The organism is Escherichia sp. KS167_9B (assembly GCF_030295215.1).
Classification (GTDB): domain Bacteria; phylum Pseudomonadota; class Gammaproteobacteria; order Enterobacterales; family Enterobacteriaceae; genus Escherichia; species Escherichia coli_F.
The window spans coordinates 3466512-3491128 of the sequence record NZ_AP025754.1 but is presented as its reverse complement, the minus strand read 5'-3'; the positions used below and the strand labels follow the sequence as shown (position 1 = coordinate 3491128).

At 38.1% G+C, this 24617-nt stretch carries 30 protein-coding genes and 2 pseudogenes; 26 read left to right on the top strand and 6 right to left on the bottom strand.

Features of this window, described 5'->3' with window-relative positions:
- Position 1 precedes the first annotated feature (1 nt).
- Positions 2-529: a tail fiber assembly protein gene (locus tag QUE34_RS17515; RefSeq protein WP_063082526.1), complete on the top strand. Its 528-nt coding sequence runs from the start codon at positions 2-4 to the stop codon at positions 527-529.
- 28 nt (positions 530-557) lie between these two features.
- Here QUE34_RS17515 and QUE34_RS17510 read toward each other — a convergent pair whose 3' ends face one another.
- On the bottom strand, positions 558-1091 hold the full coding sequence (locus QUE34_RS17510; protein ID WP_096938415.1) for a tail fiber assembly protein: 534 nt from the start codon (positions 1089-1091) through the stop codon (positions 558-560).
- A gap of 2 nt (positions 1092-1093) precedes the next feature.
- Complete coding sequence (locus QUE34_RS17505; RefSeq protein WP_286338866.1) at positions 1094-2014, bottom strand: phage tail protein; 921 nt, start codon at positions 2012-2014, stop codon at positions 1094-1096.
- A gap of 104 nt (positions 2015-2118) precedes the next feature.
- On the opposite strand from QUE34_RS17505, the gene QUE34_RS17500 reads away from it, so the two are divergent.
- The 18 genes and pseudogenes from QUE34_RS17500 to QUE34_RS17415 all read left to right on the top strand — a co-directional run bounded on the left by QUE34_RS17500 (position 2119) and on the right by QUE34_RS17415 (position 17992).
- Entirely contained in the window at positions 2119-2712 is a 594-nt protein-coding gene (locus QUE34_RS17500; RefSeq protein WP_001724390.1) for a recombinase family protein, read from the top strand.
- An 82-nt stretch (positions 2713-2794) separates the two neighbouring features.
- A complete protein-coding gene (locus QUE34_RS17495) occupies positions 2795-2983 on the top strand; it encodes a Com family DNA-binding transcriptional regulator (protein WP_001300256.1) in 189 nt (62 codons plus the stop codon).
- Positions 2904-3629 carry a tRNA(Gly)-dependent adenine aminoacyltransferase Mom gene (gene mom / locus QUE34_RS17490; RefSeq protein ID WP_032216540.1) on the top strand — a complete coding sequence of 242 codons (726 nt, stop codon included), beginning with the start codon at positions 2904-2906 and terminating at the stop codon, positions 3627-3629. Before QUE34_RS17495 ends, mom begins: the two co-directional genes overlap by 80 nt.
- Before the next feature lie 118 nt (positions 3630-3747).
- Positions 3748-5361: a glycoside hydrolase family 15 protein gene (locus QUE34_RS17485; protein WP_123059904.1), complete on the top strand. Its 1614-nt coding sequence runs from the start codon at positions 3748-3750 to the stop codon at positions 5359-5361.
- Between the two features lie 66 nt (positions 5362-5427).
- A complete protein-coding gene (locus QUE34_RS17480; protein WP_001301699.1) occupies positions 5428-5607 on the top strand; it encodes a GhoT/OrtT family toxin in 180 nt (59 codons plus the stop codon).
- A 345-nt stretch (positions 5608-5952) separates the two neighbouring features.
- Positions 5953-6702: a type III secretion system transcriptional regulator EivF gene (gene eivF, locus QUE34_RS17475; RefSeq protein WP_000568778.1), complete on the top strand. Its 750-nt coding sequence runs from the start codon at positions 5953-5955 to the stop codon at positions 6700-6702.
- Positions 6699-8402 carry a type III secretion system outer membrane ring subunit SctC gene (gene sctC / locus QUE34_RS17470; RefSeq protein ID WP_103253731.1) on the top strand — a complete coding sequence of 568 codons (1704 nt, stop codon included), beginning with the start codon at positions 6699-6701 and terminating at the stop codon, positions 8400-8402. Before eivF ends, sctC begins: the two co-directional genes overlap by 4 nt.
- A gap of 4 nt (positions 8403-8406) precedes the next feature.
- The gene (locus tag QUE34_RS17465; protein WP_023141999.1) at positions 8407-9552 is read left to right on the top strand and encodes a YopN/LcrE/InvE/MxiC type III secretion system gatekeeper; all 1146 of its coding nucleotides are present in this window, start codon (positions 8407-8409) and stop codon (positions 9550-9552) included.
- Positions 9545-11605, top strand: a complete 2061-nt coding sequence (locus tag QUE34_RS17460; RefSeq protein ID WP_105268694.1) for an EscV/YscV/HrcV family type III secretion system export apparatus protein — start codon at positions 9545-9547, stop codon at positions 11603-11605. Before QUE34_RS17465 ends, QUE34_RS17460 begins: the two co-directional genes overlap by 8 nt.
- A gap of 31 nt (positions 11606-11636) precedes the next feature.
- Positions 11637-12929, top strand: a complete 1293-nt coding sequence (sctN, locus tag QUE34_RS17455; RefSeq protein ID WP_123059903.1) for a type III secretion system ATPase SctN — start codon at positions 11637-11639, stop codon at positions 12927-12929.
- Positions 12919-13377, top strand: coding sequence for a SpaM family type III secretion system protein (locus QUE34_RS17450; protein ID WP_123059905.1), 459 nt, complete (start codon positions 12919-12921; stop codon positions 13375-13377). Before sctN ends, QUE34_RS17450 begins: the two co-directional genes overlap by 11 nt.
- A pseudogene (locus tag QUE34_RS17445) lies at positions 13355-13585 on the top strand (type III secretion protein); the annotation flags it as partial. The gene QUE34_RS17450 and the pseudogene QUE34_RS17445, both read left to right, overlap by 23 nt.
- 75 nt (positions 13586-13660) lie before the next feature.
- Positions 13661-14230, top strand: a complete 570-nt coding sequence (locus QUE34_RS28475; protein WP_123059906.1) for a SpaN/EivJ family type III secretion system needle length determinant — start codon at positions 13661-13663, stop codon at positions 14228-14230.
- Positions 14190-15177 (top strand): annotated as a pseudogene (locus QUE34_RS17435) (YscQ/HrcQ family type III secretion apparatus protein). Before QUE34_RS28475 ends, QUE34_RS17435 begins: the two are co-directional and overlap by 41 nt.
- The gene (locus QUE34_RS17430; RefSeq protein ID WP_000071537.1) at positions 15167-15832 is read left to right on the top strand and encodes an EscR/YscR/HrcR family type III secretion system export apparatus protein; all 666 of its coding nucleotides are present in this window, start codon (positions 15167-15169) and stop codon (positions 15830-15832) included. The pseudogene QUE34_RS17435 and the gene QUE34_RS17430 overlap by 11 nt, the downstream one beginning before the upstream one ends.
- Before the next feature lie 9 nt (positions 15833-15841).
- The gene (locus QUE34_RS17425; protein WP_000341004.1) at positions 15842-16102 is read left to right on the top strand and encodes an EscS/YscS/HrcS family type III secretion system export apparatus protein; all 261 of its coding nucleotides are present in this window, start codon (positions 15842-15844) and stop codon (positions 16100-16102) included.
- A 1-nt stretch (position 16103) separates the two neighbouring features.
- The gene (gene sctT, locus QUE34_RS17420; RefSeq protein WP_103253734.1) at positions 16104-16871 is read left to right on the top strand and encodes a type III secretion system export apparatus subunit SctT; all 768 of its coding nucleotides are present in this window, start codon (positions 16104-16106) and stop codon (positions 16869-16871) included.
- A gap of 8 nt (positions 16872-16879) precedes the next feature.
- Complete coding sequence (locus QUE34_RS17415) at positions 16880-17992, top strand: EscU/YscU/HrcU family type III secretion system export apparatus switch protein (protein ID WP_103253735.1); 1113 nt, start codon at positions 16880-16882, stop codon at positions 17990-17992.
- A gap of 69 nt (positions 17993-18061) precedes the next feature.
- Here QUE34_RS17415 and QUE34_RS17410 read toward each other — a convergent pair whose 3' ends face one another.
- Positions 18062-18355 (bottom strand): invasion protein, encoded by a 294-nt coding sequence (locus tag QUE34_RS17410; protein ID WP_103253736.1) that lies wholly within the window; start codon positions 18353-18355, stop codon positions 18062-18064.
- Position 18356: 1 nt separating this feature from the next.
- Entirely contained in the window at positions 18357-18857 is a 501-nt protein-coding gene (locus QUE34_RS17405; RefSeq protein WP_001195865.1) for a helix-turn-helix transcriptional regulator, read from the bottom strand.
- A 258-nt stretch (positions 18858-19115) separates the two neighbouring features.
- Between QUE34_RS17405 and QUE34_RS17400 the strand changes: the two genes are divergently transcribed.
- From QUE34_RS17400 to QUE34_RS17370, 7 genes are all read left to right on the top strand, one after another.
- The gene (locus QUE34_RS17400) at positions 19116-20297 is read left to right on the top strand and encodes a PrgH/EprH family type III secretion apparatus protein (protein WP_123057632.1); all 1182 of its coding nucleotides are present in this window, start codon (positions 19116-19118) and stop codon (positions 20295-20297) included.
- Positions 20298-20310: 13 nt separating this feature from the next.
- Complete coding sequence (locus tag QUE34_RS17395; protein ID WP_000796272.1) at positions 20311-20550, top strand: type III secretion system needle complex protein; 240 nt, start codon at positions 20311-20313, stop codon at positions 20548-20550.
- Between the two features lie 19 nt (positions 20551-20569).
- Entirely contained in the window at positions 20570-20902 is a 333-nt protein-coding gene (gene sctI / locus QUE34_RS17390; RefSeq protein WP_000116717.1) for a type III secretion system inner rod subunit SctI, read from the top strand.
- Positions 20899-21633, top strand: a complete 735-nt coding sequence (locus QUE34_RS17385; protein WP_103253738.1) for an EscJ/YscJ/HrcJ family type III secretion inner membrane ring protein — start codon at positions 20899-20901, stop codon at positions 21631-21633. Before sctI ends, QUE34_RS17385 begins: the two co-directional genes overlap by 4 nt.
- Positions 21634-21648: 15 nt before the next feature.
- Positions 21649-22230, top strand: a complete 582-nt coding sequence (locus tag QUE34_RS17380) for a type III secretion apparatus protein OrgA/MxiK (RefSeq protein WP_286338865.1) — start codon at positions 21649-21651, stop codon at positions 22228-22230.
- Positions 22172-22879 carry a hypothetical protein gene (locus QUE34_RS17375; protein ID WP_123057310.1) on the top strand — a complete coding sequence of 236 codons (708 nt, stop codon included), beginning with the start codon at positions 22172-22174 and terminating at the stop codon, positions 22877-22879. Before QUE34_RS17380 ends, QUE34_RS17375 begins: the two co-directional genes overlap by 59 nt.
- Before the next feature lie 222 nt (positions 22880-23101).
- Entirely contained in the window at positions 23102-23734 is a 633-nt protein-coding gene (locus tag QUE34_RS17370) for a LuxR C-terminal-related transcriptional regulator (RefSeq protein WP_000516283.1), read from the top strand.
- 17 nt (positions 23735-23751) lie between these two features.
- On the opposite strand, the gene QUE34_RS17365 is transcribed toward QUE34_RS17370, so the two are convergent.
- Both QUE34_RS17365 and QUE34_RS17360 read right to left on the bottom strand, forming a co-directional pair.
- On the bottom strand, positions 23752-24255 hold the full coding sequence (locus QUE34_RS17365; RefSeq protein WP_103253739.1) for a lytic transglycosylase domain-containing protein: 504 nt from the start codon (positions 24253-24255) through the stop codon (positions 23752-23754).
- A gap of 83 nt (positions 24256-24338) precedes the next feature.
- Positions 24339-24557 (bottom strand): hypothetical protein, encoded by a 219-nt coding sequence (locus QUE34_RS17360; RefSeq protein WP_103253740.1) that lies wholly within the window; start codon positions 24555-24557, stop codon positions 24339-24341.
- Positions 24558-24617: the final 60 nt, after the last annotated feature.

Sequence of the window (24617 nt, the reverse complement as noted above, 5' to 3'; positions counted from 1 at the left end):
TATGATGCACTTAAAGAACATAAAAGCGGTTAACGCTAAAACACTGGAACAGTATGAGTTAACAAAGAAACACGGAGTCATCTGGCTTTACTCTGAGGACGAAAAAAACTGGTATGAGGAAGTGAAAAACTTTCAACCAGACACAATAAAGATTGTTTACGATGAAAATAATATTATTGTCGCCATCACCAAAGATGCCTCCACGCTTAACCCTGAAGGTTTTAGCGTCGTTGAGGTTCCAGATATTACAGCCAACCGCCGCGCTGATGATTCAGGAAAGTGGATGTTTAAGGATGGAGCTGTGGTTAAACGGATTTATACGGCAGACGAACAGCAACAACAAGCCGAATCACAAAAGGCCGCATTGCTTTCCGAAGCTGAATCAGTCATCCAGCCGCTGGAACGCGCTGTCAGGCTGAATATGGCAACAGACGAGGAACGCACACGACTGGAAGCATGGGAACGCTACAGTGTTCTGGTCAGCCGTGTGGATACGGCAAATCCTGAATGGCCACAAAAGCCTGAATAAAAATTAAGGCCCGATAGCGGGCCTTGTTTCATTCTGGTTGTTCTGGAAACGTTACTGGCAGGCTGGAGGTGTCTGTGGATTCGACCTTCTGCGCATAGAGCATCCACTCGGTTAATTTTTGTTTATTCTCGTTGGAAATGATGCCCAGCCGTAGCTGTGAGTCCCATAGCTGGGTTTTATCCCTGACAAGTTGCAACAGGCTTTGCTTTTCATTCTCTGCCTGCTGCCTCTGTTCCTCCTCGGTATAAGTTCGCTTTATCACTACGCCATCTTTGAACATCCATTTACCCGAAATATCAGCCCGGCGATTTGCTGTAATATCAGGTAATTCAACGACGCTTGCGCCTTCCGGATTAATTGCTGAAACATCCTTTTCAATACAAATAATAACGCCGTTATGGTCATAGACCATTTTCAAAGTGTCTGGCTGGAAATTCTTTTGTTCCTCATACCAGTTTTTCCCATCCTCTGTATAAAGCCATTTGATGTTAAATTGTTTCGTTAGCTGGTATTGCTCTTTTGTTTTAGGGGTGCCAGCAGTAATATTTTTTAAGTGCATCATAATTAAATACTCCCCGCGTTATACCACGTTCCATTAATGCAATACTGAATTGGCCTTGCCTGAGTTGTATCAATTAATTCATCACGGTTTCCGTTAACTGAACCCGTAACGACATAACCTGACCTGTCAGACCAGCCGGGACCATTCCATGTCTGAACAGATGACAGACCGCCAAGGCGAATACCTGTAATAAACCTTGAGTTACATTCTGCCTGCGTGTATGCACCAACATCTCCCGCAGAGGGTTTGCGGGTCGTGGTGTAAAACTCTGACCAGTCAGCCTCAAATCCATAACCATCACGCGCTGAACGATAAAAAATACCGCCGTTCCTGTAATTCACGCGGAACTGTACAGCAGGGCAGCTCCCCGTATTCATATTGAAGTGGAGGATTAATGTCGATGCGCCACTGATATCTGCATCATAAACGCCGCTATTCCAGTTCCAGCCAACAGCTTTATCATTTGCAACCCTGCTTCCTGTTTGCCCTAAAGCAAATGCAGGCTGCTGGTTTTTCGTATTGTAGTCTCGTCGCCAGCCAGGAGCATAAGCATCACCATGATTAATATAAGTGAATTGAGCGTTAGTAATTCCGCCACCGCTTGATGTGCTCGGCGTGGTAACGCGTATGGTCATTGCGCCGCGGGTTCCCATAACCTCAATCACGGCTCCGGCAAGGCAGATATTTCCACAACCGGTATCCGTAATAACCCTGTTTCTGGCATAGGACCATGACCCTTTACACATCCAGTATGGATGTCGGAAAGCTCCGTTATTCTCCAGCCACGAGATAAATGCAACTGTCGACCATTCACCTTGTGAACCATCGATATCAGTCTGACCGCTAAATGCACGACAAGCCCCTGTGTTTTGTATGAATTTATCTTTATTCGGAATATCTTCACCGTTCTTGTTTTTCTGCAATGCGCCAGAAGCCTGATTTACCGTTTCCTGTAAACCGAGGTTTTAGATAATGGCTGTTTCCGGCCTGCATGGCATGATTTGCGCTTTTAAACGGGAGATCCAGAGTGCTGATTGGCTATGTAAGGGTATCAACAAATGACCAGAATACAGACCTGCAACGAAACGCTCTTCTTTGTGCAGGATGTGAACAAATATTTGAAGATAAATTAAGCGGAACAAGGACAGACAGACCTGGATTAAAGCGCGCTTTAAAGCGTCTTCAAAAAGGTGACACACTGGTTGTCTGGAAACTGGATCGCCTCGGGCGAAGCATGAAACATCTGATTTCTCTCGTCGGAGAACTACGGGAGCGAGGGATTAATTTTCGCAGCCTTACTGACAGTATTGATACGTCATCCCCAATGGGGCGTTTTTTCTTCCACGTTATGGGTGCCCTGGCTGAAATGGAACGAGAACTAATCATCGAGCGAACGATGGCAGGACTTGCTGCCGCCAGAAATAAAGGCCGTATTGGTGGGCGACCACCTAAACTAACCAAAGCGGAATGGGAGCAGGCCGGGCGTTTATTAGCACAAGGAATCCCCCGCAAGCAGGTTGCATTGATCTACGATGTGGCCCTGTCAACTCTGTATAAAAAACACCCCGCGAAACGAACGCATATAGAAAACGACGATCGAATAAATCAAATCGATCGGTAATACAGATCGATTATGTCTCAATAACCACACTCAACCCATGATGTTTTTTAAGATAATGGCGAATTGATGCAAAGGAGGTGAGATGAAATCAATTCGCTGTAAAAACTGCAACAAACTGTTATTTAAGGCGGATTCCTTTGATCACATTGAAATCAGGTGTCCGCGTTGCAAACGTCACATCATAATGCTGAATGCCTGCGAGCATCCCACGGAGAAACATTGTGGGAAAAGAGAAAAAATCACGCATTCTGACGAAACCGTGCGTTATTGAGTATGAAGGCCAGATTGTTGGCTATGGTTCAAAGGAGCTGCGCGTTGAAACCATATCCTGCTGGCTGGCCCGCACAATTATTCAGACAAAGCACTATTCCCGCCGTTTTGTGAATAACTCTTACCTCCACCTGGGAGTATTCAGCGGACGCGATCTGGTTGGCGTTCTCCAGTGGGGATATGCCCTTAACCCCAACTCAGGTCGTCGTGTCGTGCTTGAAACGGATAACCGGGGCTATATGGAGTTGAACCGCATGTGGCTACACGACGACATGCCCCGCAACTCTGAATCACGGGCCATCAGTTATGCACTGAAAACCATAAGGTTACTGTATCCGTCAGTGGAGTGGGTTCAGTCTTTTGCAGACGAACGCTGCGGACGTGCTGGCGTTGTGTATCAGGCGTCAAATTTTGATTTTATTGGCAGCCATGAAAGCACGTTCTACGAGCTGGATGGTGAGTGGTATCACGAGATAACGATGAACGCGATTAAACGCGGTGGACAACGAGGCGTGTATTTACGGGCTAATAAAGAGCGTGCTGTGGTGCACAAATTTAATCAGTATCGCTACATCAGGTTCCTGAACAAGCGAGCAAGGAAGCGACTAAATACCAAGCTATTCAAGGTTCAGCCATACCCTAAGTGATCCCCATGTAATGAATAAAAAGCAGTAATTAATACTGCTGTTTCATTTGAAGCGCGAAAGCTAAAGTTTTCGCATTTATCGTGAAACGCTTTCGCGTTTTTCGTGCGCCGCTTCATTTATGAAAGGGAAATCTGCATTAACTCTTCTGCTCGCTGGTATATTTTCATGCGGCACATGCCAGGCGACAGGGGCAGAAGTGTCGAGTGAATCTGTATTTAACATTCTTAATTCCACAGGGGCAGCAACTGATAAAAGTTATTTATCGTTAAATCCAGATAAGTATCCTAATTATCGTCTTCTGATTCACTCAGCCAAATTACAAAATGAAATAAAGAGCCACTATACCAAAGACGAAATTCAAGGATTGTTAACATTAACAGAAAATACACGAAAGTTAACGTTGACGGAGAAACCCTGGGGAACATTTATTCTTGCTTCTACTTTCGAAGATGACAAAACAGCGGCAGAAACCCACTATGATGCTGTCTGGCTGAGGGATAGTTTATGGGGCTATATGGCATTAGTATCAGATCAGGGAAATAGTGTAGCCGCAAAAAAGGTTCTGCTCACTCTGTGGGATTATATGTCTACGCCCGACCAGATTAAGCGGATGCAGGACGTCATTAGCAACCCAAAACGACTGGATGGTATTCCTGGGCAAATGAATGCTGTGCATATCCGATTTGACAGCAACTCCCCCGTGATGGCAGATGTGCAGGAAGAAGGCAAGCCGCAGCTGTGGAACCATAAACAAAATGATGCGTTAGGTCTTTATCTTGATCTCCTTATACAAGCAATCGACACTGGTACTATTAACGCTGAAGATTGGCAAAAAGGTGACCGATTAAAATCGGTTGCGCTGCTGATTGCTTATCTGGATAAAGCCAATTTCTATGTTATGGAAGATTCCGGAGCGTGGGAAGAAGAAGATGCCAGATTAAACACATCTTCCGTTGCACTGGTGACCTCTGGACTGGAACGTTTGTCAAACCTACTCTCGAAGAAAGACTCTGTTTTTATCTCTGATTTACTACGCGAAGCTAAAGCTAATGAACTGGATGAACCTCTTTCAACAACGAGGTTGAACCACCTCATAGATAAAGGTTATGAAAGAATAACGTTACAGCTTGATTTAGGGGGAGAATCCCCAGGTTATCTGGAAAAAGATAAACATTACAGAGAAGCCGATGCGGCTTTACTTAATGTTATTTATCCTGCAAATCTTTCAAAGATAAATACCAGAAGAAAAGAGCAAGTTCTAAAAATAGTTAAAAAACTAGCAGGTCCGTATGGTATAAAAAGATACGAGAAGGATAATTATCAGTCGGCAAATTTTTGGTTCAATGATATTAAAACCGATACCGATCAAAATTCATATGCGAAAAGAGAAATGAGCTTCATACCATCAACAGAAGCAGAATGGTTTTTTGACTCATGGTATGCAAAAACAGCAGCAATTGTTTATAAAGAATCAAGAAAAGAAGAGTATTTGAATGACTCAGTGCAATTTATGAATAGATCATTGGCCCAAATAACAGGCGAGAATATGATTGGTGCAAATGGCAGGAGTGTACCTGAAATGGCACTTCCCGAAAGCTATAACTATATCCACAAGTCGGGAACTTTGCATGAAGCGCCAAGCCCTATCATTCCGCTAAATTGGTCGAAAGCTTCAATGACTCTCATGTTGAAAGAGATGTCCAACCTTATCAATGATGAGGGAAATAAATAGTTTTCATAATGAGGCGGTCCTGGATTAAAAGGACCGCTCAAAGAGAAATCGAAAGGGGAGGTAAAAGTGATCAATAAATTACTGTTAGCTTACCTGATAGGTCTGGTTGTGACATCGACTTTAATATTTATCTTCTCGGAAGAAAAAGTAACATATCGGTTGTTTGCTGCAATAATTACAGGTTTAACCTGGCCGCTTAGTCTCATTCCTTCCATTATAAGTCTCATGATTCGTAAATCCGACTAACAAGAAAATTATATGATCGATTAAGAAAAATAGAATCGAACAGGAGAATAAAATATATGCGGGGAGTAACAAAACACTCGCAGTGCGTTAATGTGTAACTAACAAATATGATTTTTATTGAAAATAGTCACCAAACAAGTGTTATAAGAAATACGGGGTATGTTTAAGTAAAACATATCAACAGTTGCAATTCTGTATATGGACAGGATGACTTACTACTGTAAGTGGCTGATAGCTATTCGCTCATAACAAAATCATTATTTTATAAATAGGAATCATCACTTTTTAATCATGTTTTTATTGCAAGTTTATGGAGAATGAGAATATGGAATAAGGAGATGAAACATGATTGAAGAAGGGCTGTTACTTCCAATGAATGTTTTGCTTCAAGGACAGAAGTTAACCCTACTGGACCCTGAAATGTGGTTCTTACGGGGAAATGAAAACAAGGATGTAACCCTTGTTATTACGATTGGTAATAACCATCAAAAATTAATGGTAGTGGAAGACATATTACTGCTCATTGACCGAAGCCAAATTGAGGTAACTGCAGGGAAAGTAATTTATCATCCACTTCGCATTGATATCCTGAGTAAATTATTAGCTTTTATAGATGAATCAACAGGGAGTGTGGAAAGGGAACACCATGACTTGTTTGCTGATGCCTTGCCCTTTGCATCAGAAGTTGTGCTATTCAGTAAAGTTGCAAGTGAAGCCTGGTTTTTAGCCACTTATCTGAGCAGCGATAATATTAATGAAATTCTGTTTCAGCATCTAAGAAAAACAGAATGCTATAAACTGGTTCGCTATTTATTATCGCAATCGCTCATACAGACTTCACTCTATGATCTTGGTGAGCTTTACGGCGTATCGTATTCACATTTTCGCCGTTTATGTAGTTATGCATTGGGTGGTAAAGTTAAAACGGAATTATGTGGCTGGAGAGTTGCCAGAGCCGTGTTGGAAATCATTGAAGGAAACAGTGATATGACAACTATTGCGCATAAATATGGCTACTCATCCTCATCACACTTTTCAGCCGAAGTAAAAAGCCGGTTAGGAAAAACACCGAGAGAACTATGTAAAAAGTTATGAAAATAAAATTACGTATTACTATTATATTAATTTCAGCCTTATGCATTTTTAATGGATTATTGACTCCTGGTGCATATGCCACAGCAGCGAATGGATACGTAGCAAATAAAGAAAATCTACGTAGTTTTTTTGAAACGGTTTCATCATATGCGGGTAAGCCTACAATAGTAAGTAAGCTTGCCATGAAGAAACAGATCAGCGGAAATTTTGATTTAACCGAACCCTATGCCTTGATTGAACGCCTGTCGGCGCAGATGGGACTTATTTGGTACGATGATGGCAAAGCTATTTATATCTATGACTCATCAGAGATGCGTAATGCGCTGATTAATCTGAGAAAGGTATCGACGAATGAGTTTAATAATTTTTTAAAAAAATCGGGTCTGTATAACTCTCGTTATGAAATTAAAGGGGGCGGCAATGGTACTTTCTATGTATCGGGGCCACCGGTTTATGTTGACCTGGTCGTTAATGCTGCAAAATTAATGGAGCAAAACAGTGATGGCATTGAGATCGGACGCAATAAAGTAGGTATTATTCACCTGGTCAACACATTCGTTAATGACCGGACTTATGAATTACGTGGCGAAAAGATAGTTATTCCTGGCATGGCAAAAGTACTATCGACGTTGTTAAATAATAACATTAAGCAAAGCACTGGGGTTAACGTACTTTCTGAAATTTCAAGTCGTCAACAACTAAAAAACGTATCACGTATGCCTCCTTTTCCTGGTGCTGAAGAAGATGATGACCTACAAGTAGAGAAAATAATATCGACAGCTGGAGCGCCAGAGACTGACGATATACAAATTATTGCATATCCAGATACCAACAGTTTACTTGTTAAAGGAACAGTATCTCAGGTTGATTTTATCGAGAAGTTAGTAGCTACGCTCGATATTCCAAAGCGACATATTGAATTATCTTTATGGATAATAGATATTGATAAGACTGATCTAGAACAGTTAGGAGCTGACTGGTCGGGCACGATAAAAATTGGATCCAGCCTAAGTGCATCATTTAATAATTCAGGTTCAATTAGTACCCTGGATGGGACACAGTTTATTGCAACAATACAGGCACTTGCGCAAAAAAGAAGAGCCGCCGTTGTTGCTCGTCCTGTCGTTTTAACACAGGAGAATATTCCTGCTATATTTGATAATAACCGTACTTTCTATACTAAATTAGTCGGCGAGCGTACTGCGGAGTTGGATGAAGTAACCTATGGTACGATGATTAGCGTGCTACCACGATTTGCTTCGCGAAATCAAATTGAATTACTCTTGAATATTGAAGATGGCAATGAAATCAATTCCGACAAGACCAATGTTGATGACCTGCCTCAGGTTGGTAGAACGCTTATAAGTACTATTGCGCGCGTGCCTCAAGGGAAAAGTCTTTTGATTGGTGGATATACACGAGATACGAATACCTATGAAAGTCGCAAGATCCCAATATTAGGCAGTATTCCATTTATTGGTAAATTATTTGGATATGAAGGAACAAATGCGAATAACATCGTTCGTGTCTTTCTTATTGAGCCAAGAGAGATCGATGAGCGCATGATGAATAATGCGAATGAGGCTGCGGTTGACGCCAGAGCAATAACACAGCAAATGGCAAAAAATAAAGAAATCAACGATGAATTACTGCAGAAATGGATAAAAACTTACCTGAATCGTGAAGTCGTCGGAGGATAGTGAAATGGCGATTCATGTAGAGCATGTCGGTGTATTAGAAAGAGCCAGAGAAGTTTCTCGCTTAGAGGACATTATCACAGAAGATAATGAAGATATTGAAGCTGAAATGCCTAAAATGGGAGATGATCCCGCCGGTAAAGAAGCTCGATTCTTACAAGCTACTGACGAGATGTCAGCAGCGTTAACGCAGTTTATGAAGAAAAAAATCTACGAAGAACAACTGGCCAACTTTCTGGACGGAGAAGAATATGTCCTGGAAGATCAGCCAATAGAAAAAACCGATAAAGTCATGGAGGCGCTTAAGGCAGCAACTACCCATGACTATGAAGTGTATAGCTTTGCTAAAAAATTATTTCCAGATGAAAGCGATCTGGTGGTTGTATTACGTGCAATTTTACGTAAAAAACAAATATCTGAAAATGTGCGGCTGAACGCTGAAGCATTACTTAGAAAAGTTAATCAAGAGACTACTAAAAAATTCATTAATAGTGGCATTAACTCGGCATTAAAAGCAAAGTTATTTGGCCAGGCGTTGTCATTAAATCCAAAATTACTAAGGGCAAGTTATCGACAATTTTTAATGGCAGAAGACGATGCTGTAGATACTTATGTAGAATGGATTGGTAGTTATGGCTATCAAAATAGAATGCTAGTGACAAAATTTATCAAAGAGACGCTTTTCTCAGATATAAATGCACTTGATGCGAGTTGTTCATCATTGGAATTTGGTATGTTTCTCAATAAGTTGTCACAACTATTGTCTCTTCAGTCGGCAGAGGCTTTATTTCTGAAAACTTTAATGAATAACCCAATAATTAAAAAATTTATTAGCGCAGAAGATTACTGGATATTTTTTCTGATATCGTTAATAAAATTTCCTGAGACTGCAGAGGAACTCCTGAAAAATGCACTGGTAACCCTACCCGCAGATGCTAATTATAAAGACAAAACGTTACTCCTGAAGGCGATTTACAGCGGATGTACAAATCTTCCATTTTCACTTTTTATTAATAATGAACAATTATTAGAGATTAGGGAGTGTTGTAAACAGGCAATAAAAGTAACATTTGCAGTAGAGCTCTTTGATACACAAAACAGTAATAAAAAACAAAATAAAAAACCATGGAAGAAGGTAATGTTCAATGTTTAACAAAGTTTTGATAGGGTTAAGGAGTCATCCAGAATTAATAATTCTTGGATTAATGGTGATGATTATCGCCATGCTCATAATTCCATTGCCCACTTACTTAATCGATTTTTTGATTGGGCTGAACTTAACATTGGCAATACTTGTGTTTTTAGGATCATTCTATGTTGATAGGATCTTAAGTTTTTCTTCATTCCCATCAATTCTCCTCATCACAACGTTATTTCGTTTGGCGCTGGCGATCAGTACCAGTCGACTTATACTTCTTGAGGCGGACGCCGGAGAAATTATAACGAGTTTTGGTGAATTCGTTATTGGAGATAGCCTGGTAGTTGGTTTTGTTATTTTCTCCATTGTTACTATTGTTCAGTTTATCGTGATTACTAAAGGTTCGGAACGTGTGGCTGAAGTTGCTGCCCGTTTTTCGCTTGACGGTATGCCAGGTAAACAAATGAGTATTGACGCCGATCTACGCGCCGGGATCATTGATGCAGATTTAGCAAAAGAACGTCGTAGCGTATTAGAGCGAGAGAGTCAGCTGTATGGTTCCTTTGATGGTGCGATGAAATTTATCAAAGGTGATGCTATTGCAAACATCATTATTATCTTTGTTAATATTATCGGTGGGCTATCAGTAGGAGTAGGCCAAAATGGAATGGATTTCTCGACAGCGTTGACCGTCTACACAATTCTTACCGTCGGTGATGGTCTTGTTTCTCAAATTCCAGCTTTATTAATTGCTATTAGCGCAGGGTTTATCGTAACGCGCGTGAATGGCGATAGTGATAATATTGGGCAAAATATAATGTCCCAGTTATTAAGTAATTCTTTTGTCATTATTGTGACATGTGTCCTCGCGCTAAGTATTGGGTTGCTTCCAGGTTTTCCCCTTCTTGTGTTTTTATGTTTGGCAGTAATCTTAGGAATTTATTTTTACTTTAAATTCAAAAAGAAAGGGGTTGAAGAAACGGTTGTTGAGGGAGACATCACCGTTGGGTTGGAACCCTATAATCAGGATGATGATATTTCATTAGGTATTATTAATAAACTTGATCAGGTTATTACTGAAACGGTACCCTTGGTTTTGATTATGAATAGTGTACAGGCTAAAAAATACACTGAAATCAATCTTGCTGATAGGATTCGTAGTCAGTTTTTTATTGAGTATGGTATCCGTATTCCCGGTATTGTCATTCGCGAGGGGGAAGGCCTTAATGATGAAGATGTCATATTAATGCTAAATGAAGTCAGAGCCTCGCAATTTAAAATTTATCATGATCTTGTCTTGTTGGTTGAATATTCAGATGAAGTGGTTTCGACTTTGATCAAGAAACCTGTCATCGTAAATAGTAATGGTGAACAATATTATTGGGTTACAAAAAGTGATGCCCAAAAATTAACAAAAATTGGCTGTTATACTCGCACGGCCATGGATGAAATGTACAATCATTTATCTGTATGTCTGGCTCATAATATTAATGAGTATTTTGGTATACAAGAAACCAAATATATTCTTGATCAATTAGAGATGAAGTATCCTGATCTATTAAAAGAAATATTAAGATATATAACCGTGCAGCGCATTTCAGAGGTAATTCAGCGTCTGATCCAGGAGCGAATTTCAGTGCGCAATATGCGTTTAGTTATGGAGGCTTTAGCATTATGGAGCCCACGAGAGAAAGATATAATTACACTCGTTGAGCATGTACGAGGTGCATTAGGTCGCTACATTTGCCATAAGTTTTCATATTCTGGAGAAATTAAAGCAATTGTGATTTCGCCTGAAATAGAGGACAGAATCAGAGATGGTGTCAGGCCTACCGCTGGCGGTACTTTTCTTAATCTCGATGCATCCGAAGCTGAGATGATTCTGGATAATTTTAAACTGGCACTTTCTGGAATCAATATTCCAATTAAAGACATTATTTTACTGGGATCTGTGGACATTCGTCGTTTTATCAAAAAACTTATTGAATCTAGTTATCGAGACCTCGAAGTACTTTCGTACGGGGAACTAACGGAAAATGTTCCCGTTAATATTCTGAAAACTATTTAGGATAATGTCTTGCGATATGGAGCATGCCGGTATGAAAAAATTAAAATTATTAAATAAATACAGCTACTTACATAGCATAAACGGCTCTCTGATTGAAGCAGAACTTGACGACGTTTCAGTGGGTGAAGTATGCGAAATTTATGCGAACTGGCAAGCAAATGAACGTATAGCCAGGGCTCAGGTCGTTGGCTTTCGCAATGGAAAGACATTATTAAACCTTATAGGCAGCTCTGTGGGGCTTACACGTACTGCAGTTTTGAAACCAACGGGAGAGCAGTTAACCATACAGATCAGTGATGCCTTTCTTGGTTCGGTTTTGAATGCCTCTGGTCAAATTATGGAAAGGTTTGTCCCGGACACTCAAGGCGATAGAGGAAATTTACGCCTGATTGATGAACTGCCACCGTCGTATCAGGAACGTCGAGTTATTAATACACCACTAGAGACACGCATAAGAGTCATTGATGGCGTACTGACATGTGGCATTGGTCAACGTGTTGGGATTTTCGCATCGGCTGGCTGTGGCAAAACGGTTTTAATGCATATGCTCGTAAACAATACTGAAGCTGATGTGTTTGTTATTGGCTTGATTGGCGAACGTGGTAGGGAAGTTACGGAATGCGCGGAATCGCTGAAACAATCAGTAAATGCGGCAAAATGCGTATTGGTTTATGCCACCTCTGATTTTTCGTCAGTAGATCGGTGTAATGCCGCCCTGATGGCGACAACCGTGGCAGAGTATTTTAGAGATCGAGGAAAGAGAGTTGTACTTTTTATCGACTCAATGACGCGCTATGCACGAGCACTACGTGATATGAAACTGGCAGCGGGTGAACCACCTGCCAGACGTGGTTATCCTGCTTCTGTTTTTGACAGTTTGCCTCGCTTACTGGAGAGGCCGGGACCAACACTAAAAGGAAGTATCACCGCGTTTTATACCGTGTTACTGGAAGGGGAAGACGAATCAGACCCCCTGGGTGATGAAATTCGCTCAATCCTTGATGGCCATATCTATCTAAGTCGCAAACTCGCTGGGCAAGGTCATTATCCGGCAATAGATGTTCTAAAAAGTGTGAGTCGAGTATTTGGTCAGGTCACTGATGAAAAACACAGAGATAATGCTGCACGGGTAAGAAAAATCCTCACAACTTTGGAAGATCTACAGGTGTTTATTGACTTAGGGGAATATCGCGCTGGGCAAAATGCTGAAAATGATTTTGCTATGAATGCCCGGCCTAAACTCACAAATTGGTTGAAACAATCAGTTAATGAAAAAATGCCAATGAGTGAAACGCTAAAAGAGCTTGACCGAATTGTTAAGTAAAGTTAATCGACTTATCCGAAGAACAGCGCAGAGCCTGGCTGCATGTGAAGCATCATTACAAAGGTTAAACGCAGAAAAAGAAAAGTTAGCCGAACAGGAACGCCTGTATGATATGCAACTTAAAAACCTGCAGTCACTGTTAGATATGAAGGAGTTACTCGGTGAAGTTGTATTTCGCCAGGATATATTTTACTCGTTACGTAAAGTTGCAGTCATTCAGCAGCAGATCGCTGAGATAAATCTTGAAAAGCAAAAAATAGCAGAGCGGCGAAAAGTACTTAATAAGGAAATGGTTCAGCAGCAAGCACAAAGAAAACACTGGTGGCTAAAAGGAGAAAAGTACGATCGACTAAAGAAGCGCATCAAAAAACAACTTTTAAATCAGATGCTTTATCAAGACGAGCTTGAACAGGAGGAAAAATATAATGGACGAAGTCAAGAAAATTGAATACGGTAAAATTTTAAACACAGACACACCCGATAATTCTGCTTCGGATTTAGACCGTTTCTTAAAGAAAAACAAAAAAAATAAAGAAATGAGTGAGATTGTCGCTGGAACCATTCTCCAGTTATTACGTCAGACTCAGGATAGCCAATTTTCTACGTTGGGGAAAAAGAATGGGCAAATGAAGTCTATTGACAACAAATCGTCTCTCCAGGTTGACAGGAATCCATCTCTTTCTTTGCAAACAAATGGAACAGAGCAATTTTCTACAAAGAAAATTCTCAATATGACTTCTCGAGGTCAGGGTATTAGTTCTGAACTATCTGATAACACGATAAAAATTAAGGAAAAAATCCATAATGGTAGCCATACAGAGTTCATCACAGATCAAAAAAACAGTAATAATAAAGATCGTGAAAAAAAATACCGCGATGGAGACAAAATAAATGGACCGCAGGCCCATTTATTAGACATTACTAACGAAAGAAGGTTTGCTGATAACAGAACCATGTTTACTCAACATATCGAAAAACAAAGGAATGTTAATACGCTCAATCAGAATGATATAAATAATTCTGTTAATAGTGCCAATGTACCAGAAAATGAATTGACATATCAGTTTCAGCGTTGGGGACAAAATCATACAGTCCGGATTCTGGAAAGTAGTGAAGGGATACGACTAAAACCATCTGACGCACTTGTCTCCGACAGACTCCATGAAGCCCAACACAATGATGTTACAGCACAACGTTGGGTATTGACTGAGCAAGATGAACGACAAGGACAACGACATCAGCCCCATGATGAGCAAGAAAATGAAGGTAAATTCGAAAACGATCAGAAGGACGAAAGTTAATGTTCGGTCTGAGAAAAGTAAATGGAAACACTCATTCCTTTGAAACCACTTTTCAAAACTGGAAAGAAAATGGTGAAGATGTTGCGTTATTAATGCCCGAATTTAGCGCCAAATGGCTACCGATAGCAGAAGAGAGCGGCAGCTGGTCTGGATGGGTGTTACTTCGAGAAATATTTCCCTTAATTTCTGCCGAGCTCGCTGGGATGGCTTTAATGCCAGAAACGGAAAGGTTAATAGTGGAATGGCTCAGTTTATCCAGTTCCCCATTAAATCTAAAGTATCCTGAACTAAAATATAATCGTTTGTGTGTAGGTAAAGTATTTGATGGAGTATTGAGTCCAGCTCAACCACTAATAAGAATATGGACAGGGGAATTAAATGTTTGGTTAGATAAAGTCACGGTCTGCCAATACGAAAACGCTCTAACGCTAGACAAAAAAACATTATATTGGCCCATTCATTTTGTAATTGGATTTAGTAAAACATGTTACAGAACCATTGTTGATATTGAAGTTGGTGATGTTTTATTAATTTCAGATAATTTTGCTTATGCGGTTATTTATAATACAAAGATTTGTGATCTGATTTATCCAGAGGAGTTAAAAATGGCTGATCATTTTGAGTACGAGGAAGATTTTGAAACAGATGACTTTGATATCAAAAAAAGCGAAATCGAGATTAATGATGAAAATGACTATCAGCAGATTAATAGTTTTGAAGACTTGCCTGTAAAAATTGAGTTTGTTCTTGGAAAGAAAATAATGAATCTATATGAAATAGACGATCTCTGTGCAAAAAGAATTATATCTTTGCTTCCTGAAGCTGAGAAAAATATAGAGATACGTGTAAATGGCGCGCTAACTGGCTATGGCGAACTTGTTGAAGTGGATGATAAATTGGGCGTAGAAATTCATTCTTGGTTATCAGGGAATAATAATGTCAAATAGTATTTCGCTGATAGCGATATTATCATTATTTACACTATTGCCGTTTATAATAGCATCCGGAACATGTTTTATTAAATTCTCGATTGTTTTTGTTATTGTCCGAAACGCACTGGGACTTCAGCAAGTGCCATCAAATATGACACTTAATGGGGTAGCTTTGCTATTGTCAATGTTCGTAATGATGCCGGTTGGGAAGGAAATATATAATAACAGTCAGAATGAGAATCTTTCATTCAATAATGTAGCGTCGGTTGTTAATTTTGTTGAGACAGGCATGAGTGGTTATAAATCATATTTGATAAAATATTCTGAACCGGAGTTGGTTAGCTTTTTTGAAAAGATTCAGAAGGTGAATAGTTCTGAAGACAATGAAGAGATAATCGATGATGAGAATATTTCAATTTTCTCGTTACTCCCGGCATATGCGTTGAGTGAGATAAAAAGTGCATTTATTATAGGTTTCTATATCTATTTACCCTTTGTTGTAGTTGATCTGGTTATATCCAGCGTTCTGTTAACGTTAGGTATGATGATGATGAGTCCGGTAACCATATCTACACCGATAAAATTAATTCTGTTTGTCGCGATGGACGGTTGGACAATGTTATCGAAAGGACTCATTTTACAATATTTTGACCTATCCATTAATCCCTGAGGAAAAAATATGGACGACATTGTTTTTGCGGGGAATAGGGCGCTGTATCTGATTTTAGTTATGTCTGCAGGACCTATTGCAGTTGCGACATTTGTTGGTTTATTGGTAGGGCTTTTTCAAACGGTAACACAGTTGCAAGAACAGACTTTGCCATTTGGCGTCAAATTATTGTGCGTAAGTATTTGCTTTTTTTTAATGAGCGGATGGTATGGTGAAAAATTATATTCGTTTGGTATCGAAATGCTTAATTTAGCATTCGCGAGAGGATAGCATGGGGGAGGCGATACTCTATCAGTTGCATAGTCTGCTGGCTGCTACAGCGCTCGGTTTTTGCCGATTGGCACCAACTTTCTATTTGTTACCATTTTTCGCCAGTGGGAATATACCAACAGTAGTCCGCCATCCAATAATAATAGTGATATCATGTGCATTAGTTCAGCATTACCACTATGAATTATCTACCCTAAATGAAATAGATATCGCTTTGTTTGCTGCCAGAGAAATTATCATAGGGTTGTTTATTGCTTGCTTATTAGCATCCCCATTTTGGATTTTCCTTGCTATAGGCAGCTTTATCGATAACCAACGTGGTGCAACGTTAAGTAGTACTTTGGATCCGGCTACAGGTGTCGATACATCGGAATTAGCAAGATTATTTAACCTTTTCTCTGCAGCAGTTTATCTTACTAACGGTGGATTGAACTTTATTCTGGAGACTCTATGGCAAAGTTATAACTTATGGCCTTCAGGAAATTTTAATTTTCCTAAATTAGAGCCTTTATTCTCATATATTAATAATATAATGACTCATACTATCGTTTACGCAAGCCCCGTGATTGCGGTTATGCTGGGCGGTGAAGCTGTCCTGGGATTGCTGGCACGCTATGCTTCACAACTAAATGCTTTTGCCATCTCACTGACTGTCAAAAGTGCGCTGGCATTTTTAATATTAATTATTTATTTTGGCCCAATACTGGCTGAACGAGTTATGCCGTTATCCTTTTTCCCAGAACAATTGCAATTATACATTGATAAATAGAGTGTTTCATGGCAAATAAAACTGAAAAGCCAACACAAAAGAAACTCCAGGATGCTTCTAAAAAAGGGCAAATTCTAAAAAGTAGAGACTTAACAGTCTCTGTAATAATGCTTGTGGGCACTTTATATCTCGGATATGTATTTGATGTGCATCATATTATGTCGATTCTTGAATACATCCTTGATCATAACGCTAAACCGGATATTTGGGACTATTTTAAAGCTATGGGGATAGGTTGGTTGAAAACGATCATTCCTTTTTTGCTGGTTTGCATGTTTACAACAATACTTGTCTCATGGTTTCAAAGTAAAATGCAATTAGCAACTGAAGCTATTAAGTTTAAGTTTGATTCATTAAATCCAGTAAATGGCTTAAAACGTATATTTGGCTTAAAAACCGTAAAAGAATTTGTCAAAGCAATACTTTATATTATTTTTTTTGCATTGGCGATCAAAGTATTTTGGAGTAACCATAAATCACTGCTTTTTAAAACTCTTGATGGAGATATCATATCTTTATTATCAGATTGGGGAGAGATGCTATTCCTTCTCATACTATATTGTCTCGGCAGTATGATAATTGTTCTAATATTTGATTTTATCGCTGAGTATTTTTTATTTATGAAAGATATGAAAATGGATAAACAAGAAGTTAAAAGAGAATACAAGGAACAAGAAGGAAATCCAGAAATTAAGTCTAAACGCAGAGAACGCCATCAAGAAATTCTGTCAGAGCAATTGAAATCTGATGTCAGTAATAGCCGTCTGATGATTGCCAACCCTACGCACATTGCCATAGGGATATACTTTAAGCCACATCTGTCACCTATACCATTGATTTCTGTAAGAGAAACTAATGAGGTCGCATTAGCCGTAAGGAAATATGCAAAAGAAATCGGAATACCAATTATTACAGATAAAAAATTAGCACGAAAAATTTATGCTACCCATCGTCGCTACGATTATGTTAGCTTCGAAAATATAGATGAGATCTTGCGTCTTCTGCTGTGGCTTGAAGATGTGGAGAATGCTGGACAACCTATTCCAGATGAACTGCTCCCCTCAGAAGATAAATGCAAAGAAGGTGAAAACACAAAAAGTGAGAATAAAGACAATAATTAAAAAAATTAAACATCTATCATAGTCGGAAATTTTTAAGAATCTACACGCATAAAGCGTGTAGATTCTTATTTAATGTGTTAAACGATCTTGCGAAATGACAAGCAATTGATACATACTCATCTCTTTATAAGCTGGAACAGTCGTAACCTGTGCAAATTCGCGATATAGTTTCTGCTCTAGTTCTGCTGATGATATATATTCCGGGTGTTCGCTAAAGAACTGTCTTGCATCTACTATCGCTTGAGATTCGCCACTTTTTTTATTCTGAGTATCCTTTAATGAATTTTCTCTGGTGCATGCAGAGAGCAACGATATCAGTGCGACAGTTATTATGATTTTACTATTATATCTTACTAATGACATATCAACTTTCTCTTATGCAAGATTGGAGTTTAAAATAATGTTTATCCCATTCACAGAGTGCTATAAACAACTCAACAGTACCTTTTATGTTAAGTTTATTTAGGGCTCTTATTTTGTGATATGATACTGTTTTATAATCAATTCCTTTGATAATGGCTATTTGTTTTAACGAATAAGAAACACATAACCGCAGGATATCTATCTCATCATGGGTAAGTGGTTCTTGAGTGGAATACACATTTTGTGTATGAAGATTCGAAACCAGGAAATGCGTTAAATCAGATAATGTAATATTCTTATTGATCCTGATGAAATTGTTGCTCAAAAGGGTGTTTACAGGTTCTGTATTTGGTTTGAGATTTCGATGTTGGTGCTCATCAATAACAACGAACGAATGTCCAAGATCAACCAACGCAACCAAATCGCTGTAATATTCCTTTTGGGATGCTAATAATGCATTAGTGCCTACAGTGAAGTAGACATCACTGGAAAAGACTTGCATATGCCAACCTGCACTCTAAAATCATTTAGGGTAAATATTACGTGTAAAATTTAAAATAATGGTAATTGTTATATTTGCATATCAATGAGGGAATAGGGTGAATACCTTAAATTGCAAATAAAGTTATGTATGTAGGCATTTAAAATGGTTCTCGAAAATTATAATCTTTTTATTGTGTGTCATCATAATTTGGTCATGAAATTTCCGTCTTGTTACACTACTCTAAACTAGAGCTTATGGAATTAGCGGGTGGTATTCATGGGAAATAATGATAAATTCTTATCACAAGACTTATTGGAATCTTATGCCATTCGTTTATTGAGCGGACCATTGAATGGATGCGAGTATGAAATACTTAATGGGCGTGTACTCGTTATCGTTGGTAATGATGTTTCGTTAGGAAGAAGTGATTCTTTTTCTGAGTTACCAGAGAATACGATAGTCATTCCTTATGGAGAGCTTACAGGCAGTTTTGAGGTAATAATCACTACCGACCCTGATCTGGTTGTAACAATCAGAGAATTAACAGCACAAGAACCTGAAGATAGAACGTTAACATTGAATCAGCAAATAGAAGTTTTAGGCCTCAAATTTGCTGTAAAAGGAAAAAATGAAGTTTGGCAGTATTCAATACCAGGTATTGTTGAAAATAACATTACTTCAACAAGACAACATTTCTTAAGTAGTACGCTGTTTAAATATGTAACGCTATTTTTTCTTTTTGCTATCATTTTTATAGCTTTTTATATTGTTAATGCCAGTAATGATCCGCAGCTGAGACATATCGATAAAATTCTTGTAAACAAAAATAGAAATTATGAAATTTTATATGGTAGGGATCATGTCATCTATATCAATACCAATAGTTTGGATGAAGCTGTCTGGGTCAAACAAGCACTGGAAAAAAATCAACCAGGAAAGCCAGTACGGGTGATAAATCCTGATGATGAATCGATACGAATTTTTTCATGGCTTGCTGATAATTTCCCAGATCTACAATATTTTAAACTACAGCTATTAGATGCCAGTAATCCAAGACTGACAGTGAGTAAGCAACGGAATGCTATCACACAGCAACTAATCGATAATCTTATTAAAGGATTACTGCAAACTATGCCATATGCCAGCAATATAAGTATTGCGGTATTAGATGATAATGTATTGGAAAGTCAGGCAATTGAAACATTGTCGGCAATAGGTCTTTCTTATGAAAAATATAAAACAGCTAACAATGTATATTTCAATATCATTGGTACGTTAAGCGACAGTGAATTAAATAAAATTAATAATTATGTTGACGAATATTATAAACAATGGGGTAAACAATATGTAAGATTTAATGTGAATTTGAAAAATCAGGACACAAACAATAGTTCATTTAGCTACGGAGATAACCGATTCGAGAAGTCTCAAGGTAGCAAGTGGACATTTCAGGAATAATTGAGGAGGACTTATGGCAGATTGGAATGGTTATATTATGGATATTAGCAAACAATTTGATCAGGGCGTTGATGATCTTAACCAACAAGTTGAAAAGGCGTTGGAGGATTTAGCAACCAATCCTTCCGACCCGAAATTCCTTGCCGAATATCAGAGTGCATTAGCTGAGTATACATTATATCGAAATGCGCAATCTAACGTTGTAAAAGCGTATAAAGATCTTGATTCGGCAATCATACAAAACTTCCGCTAAACTGGATAAGGATTTTATTATGTCAGTAAGCAATATGCCACCTATTGATAGAGCTGAGCAATCAACTGCTCATGAAATACAGCAAGCGAAAGTTATTGATTTAAATGACCGGGTTCTCAATCTTGATAACCCGGATGATAAAATGATCTCCGCTTTTGCTAACTATGCGGTACAAACTGAAAATTGGCAGCAAAATGCGTTACAAGCATTAAGGTCTGATAAAAAGGGGTTAACTCCTGAAAAATTATTAGTCTTGCAGGATCATGTGCTTAATTATAATGTCGAGGTTTCATTGGTGGGAACATTAGCAAGAAAAATTGTCGCTGCAGTTGAGACGTTGACTCGCTCATGAAATATATATCATTATTCTTGTTTATCCTGCTGTTGTGCGGTTGCAAGCAGCAGGAATTACTGAACCATCTTGATCAACAGCAAGCTAATGATGTCCTTGCTGTTTTACAAAGACATAATATTAATGCTGAGAAGAAGGATCAAGGCAAAACTGGATTTTCAATCTATGTAGAACCAACGGATTTTGCTTCTGCGGTGGATTGGCTAAAAATCTACAATCTCCCGGGTAAGCCTGATATTCAAATATCGCAGATGTTCCCTGCAGATGCACTCGTTTCCTCTCCACGAGCGGAAAAAGCAAGATTGTATTCTGCTATTGAACAGCGTTTAGAGCAATCTCTCAAAATTATGGATGGCATTGTTTCTTCAAGAGTACATGTTAGTTACGATGTTGATACAGGTGATAGTGGCAAAACTGCTTTACCAATTCATATTTCTGTACTCGCTGTATATGAAAAAGATATCAATCCAGAAATAAAAATAAATGACATTAAGAGATTTATTGTTAATAGCTTTGCAAGCGTACAATATGATAATATTTCAGTCGTATTGTCAAAACGAAGAGATATTATTGAACAAGCACCAACATATGAAATTAACGAACCTGTTTTTGCTTATGATAAGACTATGCCGGTTTCTATCTTACTTGCATTAATGTCCATTGCGACTTGCTGGCTGTTATGGAAGTACAGGGCTATTCTAACTAATTTAATCAGGTTAAAAAATAAGTAGACATATGAGAACGTTATGAATCTTGCCCTAAGAAAGATTATATATGATCCAATTAGTTATATTCATCCTCAACGAGTAAGTTTGAATAATGCACGTATTAGCAATCCGGTACTTAGATCTATTACCAATGAAATGATACTCCTACAGTACAATCTTTCAGTTGAGCATTTCAGTCTGAATAGTTCACTTATTTACTACATAAACAATTGGAAATTATTTCCATTGATCTGTTTACTCAGTGGTTGTCACTTTTATCGAGAAAGGTTTGCAGAACGGGGATTTTTTTACAAGGTTCCTGATGTGCTAAGGAATTATTTATCAGCGATACCGATGGAAATAAATGAAAAGGCACGATATAAACCTGGCATCGTTAACTATCAGAATATCATCACATGTGGTTTTTCAACGTTGTTGCCCTATGTAAGGCAACAACCGTTGGCAATGCAGCAACGATTTAATTTATTATTTCCTGATTTTGTTGACCACATACAATTTCCGTTACCACTTGCGTCTACTCTTTTGGAGAGAATTACATTTTATGCGAAAAAAAATAGAGATGAGCTTGATAAACTCTCCTGCAAATGGTGTTGTGATTAAAAGAATAATTTCTGATGGATTGAAAGAAATAGTCTCTCTAAAAGAACAGATCCTTCTTGAAACCACCGCAAAAATTCAGAGTATTGAGGAAAAGAGAGAAGAAAAAGTTATTCAAGGTTATTATGATGGCTATGCGAAAGGCATTATTGATGTGATGGATAATTTTATACCCTTGATAAGTTTGCTGAGCTCAGAATTAGAAAAAAACAGAATAAACATGATAAACGATCTGAAGAGCATATTGTTAAAATCTTCAGAGGAAGTTGAAGTATTTATCAAAATTTTTGAAAGTTGGGTAACAAAATTACCGTCAATATCAGGCCCTTTAAATCTCTATATACCTAACAGTTTCAAAGATAAGTCTATTGAAGTAGAGTCATATTTTGTCGACAAGTCAATATGGAATGTCCATATTTCATATCATGATGACAAACGTTTTATTTTTTTTACAGATCAATTTATTGCTGAATTTAGTCCGCAGGAATTTGTGGATAATTGTGAGCAATATTTAATTAGCAATCACTGTTTTTCCCCTGATAAGGTCAATGAAATCTGTGAACATGCCAGACATTATTTAGTTGAAAGAATGTGTGAAATAGATTCTTTGGCTATGAATAATTCTGATTTGACGAACCCAGAGGACTTATAGATCACTGTCTCCGGTTTAATGACTTGAATATAATCTAATTCTAATATTTTAAACGCCTAATAATTTTTCAACACTGGTCTTATTTTGCTTACACAAAAATTTTATTTTTAATTATATTTCATTATTATTTCATCAATGTATTCTTTGGATTTTGCTTATAATAATAATGGAAGGGATGATTATAAATGAATGCGTTATAGCATTTACACTCAGGATGAATATATGGGAAAGATTAAAATTGTAGTTTCAGATCAGCAGCCGTTTATGATTGATGGGATAATTGGATTTCTCGGACATTATCCCGATTTATATGAGGTTGTTGGGGGCTATAAAGATCTGAAGAAAGCTATAGCGGAGTGTAACAAATCTGCAGCCCAAATATTTATTTTAGGAGAATTTGCAGGTGGAATGATGGGGTCCGAACTCATAAAATGGGTTAAATCGCATAAAATAGATGCTCATATTATTACATTTGTAGCAAAAATGCCGTATATTGATTCAATAAAATTGCTTGAAGCCGGTGCGAAAGGATGCGTATGGAAAACCAGTCACCCGGCGAAACTAAATCGCGCTATTGATTCGATTAGTAATGGTTACACTTATTTTGATAGTGTACATATGGATTGTGAAAAAATATCTTCAAGATATTCCTCTGATAATCAACTAACAAATCGTGAGTCTGAAATACTACAACTCATAGCTGATGGAAAAACAAACAAAGAAATCGCTAATTTCTTGCAGTTAAGCAGGAAAACAGTCGAAACTCATAGACTCAATATCATGAAGAAATTAGATGTTCACAGTGGTATCGAGTTGATCAAAACAGCTTTACGTATGGGTGTTTGCACTATATAAAAAAAGAGGCTTTAGGCTCATTTTGCTAAAGCCTTACGCTTGTCTATTTCATTAAGTCTGGTATATACAACATATATTTTTTTTGCATATTGCAGCCTCTTTTTTTGGTTTTCCATTGCAAAACCCGCGTTATAAGTCCCCAGACATTGCCACGTTACCCCACAACGTGAAAAATGATTATATAAAATCTCGGTCCCTATTTTAATGTTCAGACAGGGGTTATCTAACAAATCTCGTTCATCTTTTATTATTCCACGTTTTTTTAACATGGGAATGTGCATCTGGTTTATCTGCATTAAACCATAATCAAAACTATTTATATTGTTTTTCTTATCCCTGTTCTTGCCGATGCTATCATTTTTTAAATTACTTTCAACAAGAGCGATAGCTTTGATCAAATTTGGTTCGATTCTGAAAATTGATCCTGCTTCATTAAAGCAAGCGCTACTGGCGAAAGACATTTTTGTAATTAATACAGAAAACATGAAGATGGATAAGATTTTAACTTTGGGTAAGCGCATATATTTTTATGTGTAGGATTGAAGGAAAGGAACGAGATACTAATATAATCAGTATCTCGTTAAACATTTAAGTGGTCAATTGTCTACCATTCCAGTTCATAGTAAGGAGAGATAGGATTATCTTTCGAATACATATCATTTTGAAAAGATGCCATCCATGTTGAAACTATAAATGCTTGTATTTGATCTGTATCAGTAGCACTGGTGGTGATGTGTTTATCTAATGAAACTACTTCTTCACCCGTTGCAGTTGCTATATTTAAACTTTGAGAAAAATTATTCATATTGATTGGATTAGTCATAAAGTTCCCTTTTTATTTGTCCAGGCCAATAGCCTATACACAATACTTTTTAATCTAGAG